This window comes from Bradyrhizobium symbiodeficiens (assembly GCF_002266465.3).
Classification (GTDB): Bacteria; Pseudomonadota; Alphaproteobacteria; order Rhizobiales; family Xanthobacteraceae; genus Bradyrhizobium; species Bradyrhizobium symbiodeficiens.
In genome coordinates this window covers 6,995,370-7,008,994 of the sequence record NZ_CP029427.2, presented here as the reverse complement: position 1 = coordinate 7,008,994, position 13,625 = coordinate 6,995,370, and the positions used below count along the sequence as shown (strand labels likewise).

Below are 13,625 nucleotides of genomic sequence, written 5' to 3'. Positions count from 1 at the left end.
CGGAATCTCGAGATTCCGGGTTCGGTGCTACGCACCGCCCCGGAATGACGGAGCCTAATTCTCGTACGATGAAATCTCGATCAGGCTCCCATCCGGGTCACGGCAATAGACCGAGCGCAGCGTGCCGCGCGCGCCCTGCTTGAGAACCGGGCCTTCCTCGATCGCGACGCCGTGTGCCCGCAAATGCGCCACCACCTCGCCAGGCGAAGCCGAGGTGAGGAAGCAGAGATCCTCGCTGCCGGCGGTCTGGTGATCGGCGGTGAACCACTCCACCTTGTCGGCATCGCGCGGCCGGACGTTGATCTTCTGGTTACCAAAGTGAAGCGAAGTCCGCGGCGCTTTGCCGCCGCCGGGGTCGAATACCTTGACTTCCATGCCGAGAATCCTGCCGTACCACTCGGTGGTGGCCGCGACGTCGGAGACATTGATCACGAGATGATCGAGAGCTTCGATCTTGACCACCATGCCTTATCCTTTCGTCGTGATGCGCCCCGCGCACTTTCCGCCTGCGGCAAGCTTTGTTACAACCGCGCCGACTCGATTTTCAAGACATCCGGCTTTCAATAACAACACTGGGAGAACCCTTGAGATGATCACTCGCCGTACCGCGCTGGGCCTGCTCGCCGCCAGTCCGCTTGCAGCCACCCCGCTGTCGAAGGCCCTTGCCGCCGATTATCCGGCCCACCCGGTGAAATGGGTGGTCGGCTATCCGCCGGGTGGCGCCACCGACATCCTGGCGCGACTGATCGGCCAGCGGCTTTCCGAGAAGCTCGGCCAGCAATTCGTGATCGAGAACAAGCCTGGTGCCGGCAACAACATCGGCACCGAATCGGTCGTCAATGCCGAGCCCGACGGCTACACGCTGCAGCTGGTCAACCCGGCCAACTACATCAACGCCTCGCTCTACAAGAATCTCAAGTTCAACTTCGTGAACGACATCGCGCCGGTCGCCTCGTTCCAGCGCGTACCGAACGTGATGACCGTCAACAAGGACGTGCCGGCCAAGAACGTCGCCGAGTTCATCGAATACGTGAAGGCCAATCCCGGCAAGGTCAACATGGCTTCGTCCGGCAACGGCACCTCGGTGCATCTGTCCGGCGAGATGTTCATGGCCATGACCGGCTGCAAGATGCAGCACGTGCCCTATCGCGGCGCGGCGCCCGCGATCACCGACATGCTCGGCGGCCAGGTGCAGGTGATCTTCGACAACATGCCCTCGATCATCCAGCACATCCGCTCCGGCTCGCTTCGCGCCATCGGCGTCACCACCACGGAACGTTCGCCGCAATTGCCCGACGTGCAGCCGATCGCCGACACCGTCAAGGGCTACGAGGCCAGCGCGCTGTTCGGCATGGGCGCACCGAAGAACACGCCGAAGGAGATCATCGCCAAGCTCAATACCGAGGTCAACGCGCTGATGAAGGAGCCCGACATGACCAAGCGTCTGGTCGAGCTCGGCGGCGACCCGCGGGTGCAGACGCCCGAGGCGTTCGGCGAGGAGATCAAGGCCGAGACCGAGAAGTGGAAGAAGGTCGTCGAGTTCGCCGGCCTGAAGGTCGAGTAGCGATCTTGTGATAGCCGGAAAATCGAGCCCTGCCGCATGGCAGGGCTTTTTTCTTGCGTGCTTTGTTCGGTTGATCTGGAATAAAGCGGCGCGGCGAAACCTGATGATAGATGGCGCCGTATCTCGTGCCAGCCAAAGAGGAGTGATCATGCGCAAGACGCAATTGGTGCTGCTGACTTTCGGTGCGGTGGTCCTGGCTGGTTTCGCCACCATCACGCCCGCGGCCGCCCGTGACTATCCGTGGTGCGCCCAGGGCGGTGAATATGACTATCCCGGCGAATGCGCCTACAGCACCTATGAACAATGCCAGGCCAGCGTGTCCGGCCGGCTGCTGTACTGCGATCGCAATCCGCGCTTCGCCTACGGTCAGGGGCAGCCGGCGCAACCGCGGCCGCAGCGGCGTGGGCGGCCCGTCGCTCCGTATTGAGGGCAGAGCGGTTTACCGCTTCGCGTCCGCCTGTTCCGTGCCGGTACACGAGATCAGCATCGTGTAGGCGCGGGCGTTGGCGGCGATGTCGGCAGTCTTCAGTTCCCCCTTGGGCTCTGCGGTCTGGTAGGGCACCACGGAGTTGTCGAGGAAGTCGCGCAGCGCGCCGGTCTTGATGGCGAAGTTGATATTCTCCGTCAGCTGCCCGGTTTCCCTGATCATCCTGAGCGCGTTGAGCTTTGCAACGACGATGCCTGCGACTTGGCCGGACAGGTCGAACAAGGGGCCCCCACTGTTGCCCGCTTGAATCGCCGCGCTGATCTGCAAACGTCCGGTGTGATTGCGGAAGCCGCTGAGTGAGCTGACGATTCCCGTCGTCACGGTCAGGTCGGAGGAGAGATAGCCGTGCAGCGGGAAGCCGATGGCCACCACCGAGTCGCCGGAGTGCATCGAGCGGTCCCTGATCTTCGCAAAATCCTTGAACGCTGCCGTTGACGGCGCCTGCAGCAGCGCGAGATCGTTGGTCGCGTCGCTGGAGACGACGCGCAGAACCATCGCGGCCTCACCGGCGAGATTGCCCTTGATATCCCCGGTGCAGCTATCGATCACGTGGCTGTTGGTGACGATATGTCCGTTGGGACTGACCACAAAGCCAGTGCCGGTGAAGGTTCCGGTTCGTCCCGGCTTGGCAGGAGGCGCGCCTTGCTTGTCGCCGGCCACGGCGGGCTTCGCCGCAATCTTGGTGAAGTCGCCGGCCTTGTCGAGCCCGTCGGCTTTCACCTTGCTTGCGCAATTGGCCAATGCCGCGATGACCGGCCCGGTCGATGTCAGGTCGAAATTCAGAACGGCGCGGCCGGCTGTTGCGACCATCAGGCTCGCCTTCTGGAACGTACGCACGACATTCAGCGGCATGATGGCCGTGAGCATGTTGGACTGATACGCCGTCGCGTACAGCCTGGCCTGCTCCCGTCCGTCAAAGGTCACGTCGATCGCGGCGTTCTCGCCCTTGTTGAAGCGGTAGCTGGGACTCGCAAAAGCGAGTGACCAGGTGCCGGCGGAATTCTGGCTTACGACGAGGATGACGCCGTTCGCATAAGGCGTCGTCGCGGCGCAATGGGAGAAGGCGCCGGTCTGGTCATTGCTGAATGCGCCGCCGATCCAGTTGCCGATATTGACGCTGCCGAACGGTCCCGCCGCATTGGCGGCTCCGGCAATACCGACCTGCAACAAGGACGCGATGATCAACGACTTAAGCCACATAACAGCCCCCCGGCGCTCTTGGACGGTATCTTATCTACGGGAGCACGGGGTGCGCAACCGGCAGTTGTCCGGGCCGGCGGAATCCGCTCGCGGCGACTTTCGGCTTGCGTTTGCTTTGCAGTGCCATATACTTTGCATCACAAAGTAACGGGACGGGCAATCCCGGAAACACGGGCGGAACGAGGTTCTGGGGTTGCGCGATCTCGACAAGGCACTGGCCGATATCGGAGCGATCCGCAGCCAGATTGCGGCCGGTACCGCGTTCCGCGGTTACGGCCCCGCGACGATGGCCGCGACCGGCGCCGTCGCGCTGCTCACCGCTATCCTGCAATTCTGGCTGCTGGGCGATCCCACCGGCGAGCCGCTCGGCTTCTTCTTCGGCTGGTTCATCGCTGCCGCGCTCTCCGTCCTGATGATCGGGATCGAGATGCGCGCGCGTTCGCGCCGCCATCATTCGGGTCTGGCCGACGCCATGATCCACCAGGCGGTCGAGCAGTTCCTGCCGGCAGGCGTTGCCGGTGTGCTGCTCGCGGTGGTGTTGTGGAAGTTCGCGGGCGAGACGCTGTGGCTGCTCCCGGGCCTGTGGCAGATCCTGGTGTCACTCGGCATTTTCGCCTCCGTCCGCTCGCTGCCGCGCACTGTCGCGCTCGCCGGCGCCTGGTATTTCGTGTCCGGCTTCGCGGTGGTGGTGCTCGCGAGCCAGACCCATACGCTGTCGCCATGGACCATGGGCCTGCCCTTCGTGATCGGGCAGTCGGTGATGGCGGCCATTCTCTATGTCGCATCCGGAGACCATGATGTCGAAGATTGACAGCGCGCCCTTCTCCTATGAAGGGCTCGACCGTGTGATCCACGAGAAGGCGAGGCTCGGGCTTCTGACCTCGCTGATGGCGCATCCCAAGGGGCTGGCATTCGCCGACCTCAAGCAGCTCTGCGGCCTCACCGACGGCAATCTCAGCCGGCATCTCGGCGTGCTGCAGGAGGCCGGCCTCGTCGAGGTGACCAAGGGCTACGAGGGCAACCGCCCGCACACCACCTGCCGCCTCACCAAGACCGGGCGCCGCCGCTTCCTCGACTATCTCGCCGTGCTCGAGCGCCTGGTGCGCGACGCCGCCAAGGCCGCCGGTCGCGAGGCGCCGCCGCTCGGTCGCCTCGGTATCGTCTCGACCTGATCCTTCCCCTTTTTTGACCGGAGACTTTGCGATGCAAAGTGGTGCGTCCCGCAACGAGAAGCTTCATGTCGGCATCATCATGGACGGCAACGGACGATGGGCGACGCGGCGCGGCCTGTCGCGCGTGCGCGGCCACGAGGCCGGTGTCGAGGCGATCCGCCGCATCGTCGAGGCCGCGCCAAAACAGGGCATCGGCACGCTGACGCTCTACGCTTTCTCCACCGACAATTGGCGGAGGCCGAAGGCCGAGGTCGCGGCGCTGATGACCTTGCTGCGCTTCTATCTCGCCAACGAGGTGCAGAGCCTGGTCAAGAACGGCGTGCGCCTCACAGTGATCGGCCGCCGCGACCGGTTGCCTGACGGCATTGCCAATGCGATCACGCGTGCCGAAGACGCCACCGCTGAAGGCACCACGCTGCATTTGCGTATCGCCGTCGACTATTCCGCCCGTGATGCCATCCTCAATGCCGCGGCGAAAGCGGCGGCGCTGACGAGCCTTACCCGCGAAGCCTTCTCGCAGCTCGTCACCGGCGAAGCCGGCCTGCGCGACGTCGATCTCATCATCCGGACCTCGGGCGAGAAGCGGCTGTCGGACTTCCTGCTCTGGGAGGGCGCCTATGCCGAGCTGCACTTCACCGAGCGGATGTGGCCCGAATTCGACGCCGGCGATCTCGCCGCTGCCTTGGCGTCATTCCATGGCCGCGAGCGCCGCTTCGGCGGGCTTCAGGCGATCGTGCCCGAGGAGGTGCCTTCACTCTCCCGTGTGTGACGCGCGGCACATGGAAACGAACTGTTCGTTTTCAGCCGCATGATTGGCAGCTCCGTCCAAGCGTCCGGTGCGCGGCCTCGGCTAGGTCTGCAAGTCCCAGCAACCTGCCTGAAAGCATCGCGCATGTCCCAGCTGTTTCCGGGAGCCGTCGTCGAGCCGGTCGAATTGGCCGAAACGAAGGGCATGGTCTGCATCAGGACCGCGGGCGAATCCGATGTCGAGAGCCTCTCGGTCTATTTCACCGGCCTTTCCACGATATCGCGCAACAAGCGCTTCAGTGGCGCACGAACCGATCTCTCCGCGGTCGCGGCCGAGTGCGTCGCCAAGTCCGACCGGCTCGACCACTTCACCTTGCTCGCCGAGCTCAGGCAGGAGGGACAGGGCCGGATCATCGGCGAAGCGCGATACGCCTATGACGAGGCCGTCCGCCACGGCGAATTTGCCATCTCGGTCGCCGATGCCTTCCACCGCATGGGCCTTGGCCTTCAGATGATGACGGCGATGGAAACGCGCGCGATCGATCTCGGTCACGAGCTGATCGCCGCCGAAACCGCCCGGACCAATGCCGAGATGCGCGGCCTGGCGAAGAAGGCAGGTTTCAGGGATACCGGACTGGGAGATTGGCAGTCGGTCCACCTCGCGAAACGCTTGTCGCGTTAGCCGGGCTTGCTGTAAATTTGAGCAAGGGTGCGGCGCGGATCGTGCTCTACTGCAACCCGTGACGGGAGACTTCGCAGGATGCGCGCAGTTCTGAACTATTGCACGGGCGGGACCGAACGGCAGGTCGAGGCCGGGGCGGTCGTCGTTACCGAGGGCGGTACCACCGGCCATCTCTACGTGCTGATCCAGGGCAAGCTCGAAGTGCTCAAGGGCGAGATGGTGGTCGCCACCGTCACCGAGCCGGGCGCGGTACTGGGCGAGATGTCCGTGCTGCTGGGGCAGCCGCATACGGCGACGGTGCGGGCCTGCTCGGATTCCATCATCTACGAATTCGAGGATGCGGCCTCGTTCCTCGAGCAGGAGCCGGGCGTCGCGGTGCTCATCGCAAAAATGCTGGCGCAGCGGCTCAACGTCGCCAACACCTATCTCGCGGATCTCAAGCGGCAATATGCCGGGCACGGCACGCACCTGGCCATGGTCGGCGAGGTGCTCCAGAGCATGATCAACCTGCCGCCAGTTGAGGTCTCGCCAGGCTCGGATCTGCAATCCGATCCAAGGATGTGAGCCAGTCCGGCGGCGCATCGATGGGCGTGGCGGGCCGCTTCAGCGGCGCGTTGAGGTCGATCCATTGCGCCTCACCGGCCGCAAGCCAGAACGCCTTGTTTGCGTCGAGGTCGAGCACGATGTAGGTCGGGGGGCGGCCGGGCTGCAGGCCGGTGTTGAAGACCCAGCTCTCGCCCAGCCGGTCGAACCACGAGCCATCCTTGATGAAGGGCGACTGGTGCACGTGGCCTGAGATCACGATCGACGGCTGGTACTGCATGATCCATTGCACCAGCTCGACGTCGCCGAAGAAGCGCTTGCCGCCCCAGCTCGTCGGCGAATCCGCCGGCGGCGCGTGATGGGCCCAGATCCAGCGTGGCAGCCGGCCGGAAGCCGCGTCGCCGAGCTGGGCCATGAGGCGCTGCTTGACGAGCGGCCCGTCCCACCACGGGCACACCGTGAACAGGGTGTCGCCGATGGTGAGGCTGTCGCCATCGCAGGCAATGCCGATGTCGCGCACCTCCGAAATCCAGCGTGCGATCTTCTCGCCCTCTGCATTGCGCTCGTCGAGGTCGTGATTGCCGGAGCAGAGGATCACGCGGGTCTTCGCGGCGAGCAGCGCGAGGTACTTCTTCACCACCACGATCTGGGCCCGGAAATCCACTATCGAGCCGATGTCGAGCGCATCGCCGGCGAAGATCACGAGGTCGAATTGCGGAGCCGCGCTGACGAGCCAGTCGAGCTGAGGCAGCGAATAATGCAGGTCGGCAACGACCAGGCAACGCATCGAAAATCCATTGGTTAAGAGAAATCGAATTGCTTGCGAATTGACGGGCCAGCCGGCCGTTCAATCAGCCGCCTGATGCTATTTCAGGATTCCCCGGTCAGCCAGAGTCTTCGACAGTTGCTCAGTGTAGATCATCCGCGCCCATCGATGCAAATGCGACGGATAATGCGCATACAGGATGTCCAGCATCACGTCCGGGGTGTCCAGGAATTGCGATTGATCGAGGCCAAGCCGAGCCGCAATCCTTTGTCCTGCCTCGGCGTGGAAGCTCTGCGGGCCGCCCTGAGCATTGACGGAATTGACCGGCGAGATGACGAGATAGACCTTCGACCGGTCGAACTTCGACAGCGTCACGGACAGGGAGTCGAGCGCCTTCTCGAATTCCGCGTTGATCACGAAAGGCTTCGAGGCGGGGAGCGGCTTGAGAAGAACGTGGCCGGGCAGGGTGGCCTTGAAAGCTTCCAGCGAAGGAATATCGAGCATTCGGTTGGGCTCGACCGCGCCGCCGTGCTCGCTCCATATGGTCGAAATGAACTGGTCCTTGCCGCCGTAATAGATCGCATAAGCGCCCGGAAGCGGGGTGTACACGGTGCGCTCCATCAGCAGTCGGATATATTCGAGACCGCCGGCCGGAAAAGTCAGGCCGGAAGGAAGTTCGAAACGGTCGTTCCTGATGAAGGCCGGCCACTCATTCCATCTTGGATCGCGCTCGAACTGGATCGGATTGAACACGAGAATGAGCTTCTTGGGCTGGCGACCGCGGGCGACCATCTTGTCGAGCATGGCACCGTAGCCATCCGGGCCAACATAGCCGATGGTGCAGAACGCCTCGACGCTGGATCCCGGAAACGCATGCAACAAGGTCGGGACGTGAATCCCGAACAGACAAGAGCTGTCGCCGAGAAAGGCGAGATCGGATGCAGGCAGTCGCTCCGAACGCCTGATCTGCTCGAGGACGATGTAGGTCTCGATTCCGCGAGACCATTGATGCTTGCTCTGCCGATGGATGAAACTCGCGATCCCGAGGATGAGAGCCGTCAAGACCGCGACCGGAACGAACCTGTTTGCGACAAGCCGAAGCGCATTGATCAGCGGCGAATTCATGATCGGCTGGATCGCGCGTTTCAGCATGGCCTAGAACTGAAAATAGATGAAGGTTGCGTTGACGTGCCCGGACGCCGCGATCGTCACAGCCGCCAGGGCTGCAAACAGCGGATACTTCATCCATGCAGGGCAGCGAATCAGGAAATAATCCCCGTGCGACTGCAGCTGCCATTCCAGCAGCATCAGCGGGATTGTCAGCGATAGCACCGCGAGCGTGACGGCGCTGTGCACCGGAGCCCATTCCCAGTTCCTGAGCGCACTGAGCATGCCGACCAGCAAATTCCAGTTTGCCGCTCGAAAGAGAAACCAGCCGACGAAGACGACCAGCATGGTAACGGCCCAGCCGGCGCCGCGAGCAATCGTCGAAGGCGGCTCATCTCCCCCGGGCACTTTGCGCCATAGCGCAAGCACGGTGCCATGGAGCAGTCCCCAGAGAACGAACGTCCACGACGCGCCGTGCCAGAGGCCTCCCAAAGTCATGGTCAGCATCAAGTTCCGGTTCGTGATGGTCTCGCCACGACGGTTTCCGCCGAGGGGGATATACAAATAGTCCCGTAGCCATGTGCTGAGGCTGATGTGCCAGCGCCGCCAGAATTCGCTGATCGAGACCGACCAGTAGGGGTAGCGGAAGTTCCAAGTCAGCTCGAAGCCGAACAGCAGCGCGACGCCCTTTGCGATCAGGCTGTATCCGTTGAAATCGGCGTAGATCTGGATGCCGAAGGCGATCGTGGCGAGCACGACCGACCAGCCGAAGGGCTGTTCCGGAATGAAGAGCGTGTCGACGATCATCGCCAGGCTGTCGGCGACCACGACCTTCATGGCGTAGCCGTAGATCAGGAGCCAGAGCGCGCGGTCGGCATGATCGGCCGTGAATTGTCGCGGCTTCGAAAATTGATCCAGGAGATTGCTGGCTCTTTCGATCGGACCCGCCACGAGTTGCGGGAAGAACGCCTTGAAGGCGAGAAACTTGACGAGGTCTCTCTCCGCGACATGCTTGCCGCGATAAACGTCCACGACATAGGCGATGCCCTGGAAGGTGATGAAGGAAATGCCCAGCGGCAGGATGATGCGCAACGTCGGCAGGTTCGGTTTGAGACCCGCGTGTTGTGCGATCGTCACGAACGAATCGACGAAGAAGCTGAAGTACTTGAATATCGCGAGCACGACGATCGCCACGGCGACCGCGGAAAAGACCAGAAGCTTTCTTGTGTGCTCGTGAGGGCTCGCGGCGATCAGAATCGCCGCGGCATAGTTGACGACGGAAATCCCGACCAGCAAAGGCAGAAAACGCCAGTCCCACCAGCCGTAAAAGACGTAGCTTGCCGCCAGGATGATGAGGTTCTGGAGCGCGAGCCGGGAGGTGGCGTGGTAGAGCAGGAAGGTCGCGGGAACCAGACCTAGGAACGCCACCGAGACAAAGGACATTGCAGGAATGGTTCACATGATTGGGTCGCGCCGCCGCTCGTCGTTCTGCTCAGTCTGAAAACGATGCGAGCGGAGGGTGCTACCGGGATTGCTTAGATGAACCACAGGCCCACGAGGCGGCGACTGGGGCTGCTTCACTGGCGGAGGCATCCAATAACAACTATGAGATGAAATCAACCGCCATCCGCGGGCATGCCCGGTCACGGGCGGCGACGTCGTTTGCAAAGCGCTCGATGAATTGCGCTTGGCGCACCGGCATCAGGCATTTCCATCACGGTGGAACTGGACCTGTGGAGCGAATTCTGATGTCGTGGCGCACCTTCAACGGCTCGTGTCCGCATGACCTCCTTCAAGACCATTCGTGCCCGCGCCGAGAAGCGCAAGGGCGGGCCCAAGGCGCTGGAGAAGCTGATGCCGGCAAAGCCGGACCTCAAGCGGCTGGCCAGGCTCGGCGACGACCGCGTCCTCGCCGAAATGACCAAGCGGGTATTTTGCGCCGGCTTTGCCTGGAGCGTGATCGAGACGAAATGGGACGGCTTTGAGGACGCTTTCCTGCATTTCCAGCCGGCGAAGCTCACCTTTCAGCCCGAGGATTATTGGGAAGGCCTGCTGCTCGATGCGCGCATCGTGCGCAACGGTGCCAAGATCATGTCGGTGCGCGACAACGTTGCCTTCGTGCAGGCGATCGCGAAGGAGCATGGCAGCTTCGGCAAGTTTCTGGCGAAGTGGCCCTCGTCTGACGAGATCGGCCTGCTCGATCTCATGACCAAGCGCGGCAGCCGGCTCGGCGGCAACACCGGGCAGATGCTGCTGCGGTTTATCGGCTGGGACGGCTTTGTGACGTCCGGGGACGTGGTCGCCTGCCTGCGCGATGCCGGCCTCGACATTGCCGAACAGGTCAAGTCGAAGGGCGACCTCGTCAAGGTCCAGGCGCAGTTCGACGCCTGGGCTGAAGAGACGGGCTTGCCCTATACCTATATGTCACGTATCTGCGCGCTCTCGGTGGGCGAGAACCGCAGCGAGTAACCCTCACACCGACCTGGAGAAGAGCAATGGCAAAGGCCTATTGGGTTGCAACCTATCGCGCGATCAAGAACCCCGATTCGATGGCGGCCTACGCCGGCGTGTCGCGCCAGGCCATCGAAGCGGCGGGTGGCCGCGTGATCGCGCGAGGGATGCCGGCGGCCGTCTTCGAGCTCGGCCAGATGGAGCGCGTCGTTCTCATCGAGTTCGACAGCGTCGCGAGCGCCAAGGCGGCGTATGAGAGCCCGGCCTACAAGGCCGCGCACGACCTGCTCGGAGATGGTGCGGATCGCGATATCCGGATCGTCGAAGCTGTCGATTAGCCCACCGCGGACGGATCGTGCGCATCCTGTGGCGATCTCGTGCCGCGAGCGCGGCGGATGGAACGCGCGATCACGAAAAGCATTTCACCGGAACATTCCCGCGCAGCGCCTGTTCGGACTCAAGCCAGGCGGACTAAGGCGCAGGGAACACGTGCTCCCGCCCGGCCAATGAAACCGGACACAGAAACGGAGCAGCTCATGAAGCTCACATCCGAACAAGTGAAGCAGACCGTCAACCAACTCGGCGCTCAGGTGCTGCCCGACGAACATCCGGCCATGCCGCAGCTCAACAGCATGTTCGGCGAGCATACCTTCTTCGTCGACGAGATGGGCCTCAAGGTCCTCGAGCCCACACCATCGCCCGGTGCTGATCGGCAGAGCGGGGAAGTCGTCAGCCTCGCCGATTGGGGCGATTCCGACCTGACGCGCCTGATGGCGCACGAGCCCGAGCCGACCGGCGTGATCGTGGTGTTCGAGCACGTGCGCCATTGAACCGCCCCGGCCGGATCCCTTGGGGCCGATCGCATCTCGCCCCGTTCAAATGCCGAACGTCAGTTGTGGCTCCGCTTCGTCCCCGACCTGGAGGGCAGACAGCGACACCCCCAGCAGCCTGACGCGCTTGGGCAGCGGCATCTCGACTTCGAGCAGGCCGCTGGCCAGCCGTTCCAGATCGTCCGGGCCTGCAACCGCCGCCGGGACGGATTTGCTACGCGTGATGATCTCGAAGTCGGCGAATTTGATTTTCAGGGTGACAGTGCGGCCACGGTTGCCCGTCGTCTCGCAATGGCGCCAGACCTTGTCGACGAGGGGCTTGAGTTCGGTTGCGAGCGCGTCGAATTCGGTGAGATCGGTCGAGAACGTGGTCTCCGCGCCGATCGACTTGCGGATCCGGTTGGCCCGAACCGGCCGTTCGTCGACGCCGCGCGAGATCCAGTAGTAATAGGCGCCCGACTTGCCGAAATTCGCATTCATGAACGCAAGCGTCTGGTTGCGGATGTCGAGACCGGTGAACAGGCCGAGCGCGTTCATCTTCGCAGCCGTCGCCGGACCTATCCCGTGGAACTTGCCGACCGGCAGCGTCTCGACGAAAGCCGGTCCCATCTCCGGCGAGATCACGAATTGACCGTTGGGCTTGCGATGGTCGGAGGCGAGCTTTGCGAGAAACTTGTTGTAGGAGATGCCCGCCGACGCGTTGAGACCGGTCTCGGCCTTGATCTTCCCGCGGATTTTCAGCGCGATGTCGCGGGCCAGCGGAATGCCCTGCAGGTTCTCCGTCACGTCGAGATAGGCCTCGTCGAGCGACAACGGTTCGATGATGGGCGTGTGCTCGGCAAAGATGTCGCGGATCTGCCTGGAGATCGCCTTGTAGACCTCGAATCGCGGCCTGACGAAGATCAGATCGGGACACTGCCGCTTCGCCGTGACCGATGGCATCGCGGAGCGAACGCCGAACTGGCGCGCCTCGTAGCTGGCGGCCGCGACGACGCCGCGCTCCGCGGAGCCTCCGACCGCGACCGGCTTGCCGCGCAGCTCCGGATTGTCGCGCTGCTCCACCGACGCATAGAAGGCATCCATGTCGATATGAATGATCTTGCGGACCGGCGGGGCTTCGCCGGTCACCGTGTCGGATTCGCTCATGGAAAGATGATACAATTGCGCGACGGGATGCGCGAGGTGATGGATGCTGCAGCTGTTGTTGTTCGTGGTGGGCGTGGTCGGCATCGGCTGGCTGATCGGCGCAACCAATCTCCCCGGAGACTGGTATGCCGCCCTCGCCAAGCCGGCTTTCGTGCCACCGAACTGGGTGTTCCCGGTGGCCTGGACCCTCCTTTACATCATGATCGCCATCGCGGGCTGGCGGACCTTTCGCCGCGAGCCGTCGGGCAAGGCAATGCTGGCCTGGGCGACGCAACTCGCGCTGAACTTCGCCTGGTCGCCGGTCATGTTCACGATGCACCAGATCGGCGCCGCGCTCGTCGTCCTCATCGGCCTGTTCGTCGCGATCGTGACCTATATCATTATCGAGTCATCACGAGACAGGCTGGCCGCCGCGTTGTTCGTGCCCTACGCAGCCTGGGTCGCGTTTGCCGGCGTGCTCAATGCGGCCATCTGGCGTTTGAATTGAGACCTTCGGTCTCGACCAATTCAAAGAGCAATCTCAGGCTTGTGAGTGGCAAGCATGGTGACGCGACCTAATATGAGCGCACGGAGGACAGCCAATGCAATACAGCTCCGAGCTCATTCACACGATGCGTCAAGCGCTGGAGACGGTGATGGCGAGCATACCGGCCCATCAATCGGTGTTCGGCCTGAAAGCGGCCGTAGCCGAATGTATCCTGAACGCCGCCGCGCACGGCCAGACGTCATATGACGGATTGGTTTCGTCCGCTTCCGACCAGATCCAGGCGATCGTTGCGATGCTGACGTGAGCGCTGGCCCGAGACGGCGGCAAGACTGGCGCACCCGACACGATTCGAACGTGTGACCTTTGCCTTCGGAGGGCAACGCTCTATCCAGCTGAGCTACGGGTGCTAGTCGAGGTTCATTTAGCCGATTGGTGAGGGGCGG

18 protein-coding genes and 1 tRNA gene are annotated in these 13,625 nt (G+C 63.0%); 12 read left to right on the top strand and 7 right to left on the bottom strand.

The annotated features are described in order from the left end of the window. Positions 1–54: 54 nt before the first annotated feature. A complete protein-coding gene (locus tag CIT39_RS33055; RefSeq protein ID WP_094976158.1) occupies positions 55–465 on the bottom strand; it encodes a VOC family protein in 411 nt (136 codons plus the stop codon). Positions 466–589: 124 nt separating this feature from the next. On the opposite strand from CIT39_RS33055, the gene CIT39_RS33050 reads away from it, so the two are divergent. Continuing rightward, positions 590–1,564 carry a Bug family tripartite tricarboxylate transporter substrate binding protein gene (locus tag CIT39_RS33050; RefSeq protein ID WP_094976159.1) on the top strand — a complete coding sequence of 325 codons (975 nt, stop codon included), beginning with the start codon at positions 590–592 and terminating at the stop codon, positions 1,562–1,564. 148 nt (positions 1,565–1,712) lie between these two features. Further along, entirely contained in the window at positions 1,713–1,991 is a 279-nt protein-coding gene (locus tag CIT39_RS33045) for a DUF3551 domain-containing protein (protein ID WP_094977011.1), read from the top strand. A gap of 12 nt (positions 1,992–2,003) precedes the next feature. Here the strand turns inward: CIT39_RS33045 and CIT39_RS33040 are convergent, their stop codons facing one another. Beyond that, positions 2,004–3,251 (bottom strand): S1C family serine protease, encoded by a 1,248-nt coding sequence (locus CIT39_RS33040; protein WP_094976160.1) that lies wholly within the window; start codon positions 3,249–3,251, stop codon positions 2,004–2,006. Positions 3,252–3,444: 193 nt separating this feature from the next. On the opposite strand from CIT39_RS33040, the gene CIT39_RS33035 reads away from it, so the two are divergent. From CIT39_RS33035 to CIT39_RS33015, 5 genes are all read left to right on the top strand, one after another. After that, on the top strand, positions 3,445–4,062 hold the full coding sequence (locus CIT39_RS33035; RefSeq protein ID WP_094976161.1) for a hypothetical protein: 618 nt from the start codon (positions 3,445–3,447) through the stop codon (positions 4,060–4,062). Beyond that, complete coding sequence (locus CIT39_RS33030; protein ID WP_162308818.1) at positions 4,049–4,423, top strand: winged helix-turn-helix domain-containing protein; 375 nt, start codon at positions 4,049–4,051, stop codon at positions 4,421–4,423. Before CIT39_RS33035 ends, CIT39_RS33030 begins: the two co-directional genes overlap by 14 nt. A 31-nt stretch (positions 4,424–4,454) precedes the next feature. Then, on the top strand, positions 4,455–5,192 hold the full coding sequence (locus CIT39_RS33025; protein ID WP_094976163.1) for a di-trans,poly-cis-decaprenylcistransferase: 738 nt from the start codon (positions 4,455–4,457) through the stop codon (positions 5,190–5,192). 123 nt (positions 5,193–5,315) lie between these two features. Continuing rightward, positions 5,316–5,852, top strand: coding sequence for a GNAT family N-acetyltransferase (locus CIT39_RS33020; RefSeq protein WP_162308817.1), 537 nt, complete (start codon positions 5,316–5,318; stop codon positions 5,850–5,852). A 78-nt stretch (positions 5,853–5,930) separates the two neighbouring features. Next, positions 5,931–6,416 (top strand): Crp/Fnr family transcriptional regulator, encoded by a 486-nt coding sequence (locus CIT39_RS33015; RefSeq protein ID WP_094976165.1) that lies wholly within the window; start codon positions 5,931–5,933, stop codon positions 6,414–6,416. Here CIT39_RS33015 and CIT39_RS33010 read toward each other — a convergent pair. From CIT39_RS33010 to CIT39_RS33000, 3 genes are all read right to left on the bottom strand, one after another. Continuing rightward, positions 6,355–7,182 carry a metallophosphoesterase family protein gene (locus CIT39_RS33010; protein WP_094976166.1) on the bottom strand — a complete coding sequence of 276 codons (828 nt, stop codon included), beginning with the start codon at positions 7,180–7,182 and terminating at the stop codon, positions 6,355–6,357. The genes CIT39_RS33015 and CIT39_RS33010 overlap by 62 nt on opposite strands. Before the next feature lie 78 nt (positions 7,183–7,260). After that, positions 7,261–8,313, bottom strand: a complete 1,053-nt coding sequence (locus CIT39_RS33005; protein WP_094976167.1) for a hypothetical protein — start codon at positions 8,311–8,313, stop codon at positions 7,261–7,263. Between the two features lie 3 nt (positions 8,314–8,316). Beyond that, a complete protein-coding gene (locus CIT39_RS33000) occupies positions 8,317–9,711 on the bottom strand; it encodes an MBOAT family O-acyltransferase (protein WP_094976168.1) in 1,395 nt (464 codons plus the stop codon). Between the two features lie 339 nt (positions 9,712–10,050). Here CIT39_RS33000 and CIT39_RS32995 point away from each other — a divergent pair, with 339 nt between their 5' ends. From CIT39_RS32995 to CIT39_RS32985, 3 genes are all read left to right on the top strand, one after another. Beyond that, positions 10,051–10,737 carry a DNA-3-methyladenine glycosylase I gene (locus CIT39_RS32995; RefSeq protein WP_094976169.1) on the top strand — a complete coding sequence of 229 codons (687 nt, stop codon included), beginning with the start codon at positions 10,051–10,053 and terminating at the stop codon, positions 10,735–10,737. 26 nt (positions 10,738–10,763) lie between these two features. Next, positions 10,764–11,057 carry a DUF1330 domain-containing protein gene (locus CIT39_RS32990; protein WP_094976170.1) on the top strand — a complete coding sequence of 98 codons (294 nt, stop codon included), beginning with the start codon at positions 10,764–10,766 and terminating at the stop codon, positions 11,055–11,057. Between the two features lie 198 nt (positions 11,058–11,255). Beyond that, complete coding sequence (locus CIT39_RS32985) at positions 11,256–11,549, top strand: hypothetical protein (protein WP_094976171.1); 294 nt, start codon at positions 11,256–11,258, stop codon at positions 11,547–11,549. 45 nt (positions 11,550–11,594) lie between these two features. On the opposite strand, the gene dinB is transcribed toward CIT39_RS32985, so the two are convergent. Next, complete coding sequence (gene dinB / locus CIT39_RS32980) at positions 11,595–12,695, bottom strand: DNA polymerase IV (protein WP_094977012.1); 1,101 nt, start codon at positions 12,693–12,695, stop codon at positions 11,595–11,597. Positions 12,696–12,738: 43 nt separating this feature from the next. Here dinB and CIT39_RS32975 point away from each other — a divergent pair, with 43 nt between their 5' ends. Both CIT39_RS32975 and CIT39_RS32970 read left to right on the top strand, forming a co-directional pair. Beyond that, positions 12,739–13,182 carry a TspO/MBR family protein gene (locus CIT39_RS32975; RefSeq protein WP_094976172.1) on the top strand — a complete coding sequence of 148 codons (444 nt, stop codon included), beginning with the start codon at positions 12,739–12,741 and terminating at the stop codon, positions 13,180–13,182. Between the two features lie 94 nt (positions 13,183–13,276). Then, positions 13,277–13,486, top strand: a complete 210-nt coding sequence (locus tag CIT39_RS32970; RefSeq protein ID WP_094976173.1) for a hypothetical protein — start codon at positions 13,277–13,279, stop codon at positions 13,484–13,486. A gap of 26 nt (positions 13,487–13,512) precedes the next feature. Here CIT39_RS32970 and CIT39_RS32965 read toward each other — a convergent pair. Next, positions 13,513–13,589 (bottom strand) — tRNA-Arg (locus tag CIT39_RS32965). Between the last annotated feature and the right edge of the window lie 36 nt (positions 13,590–13,625).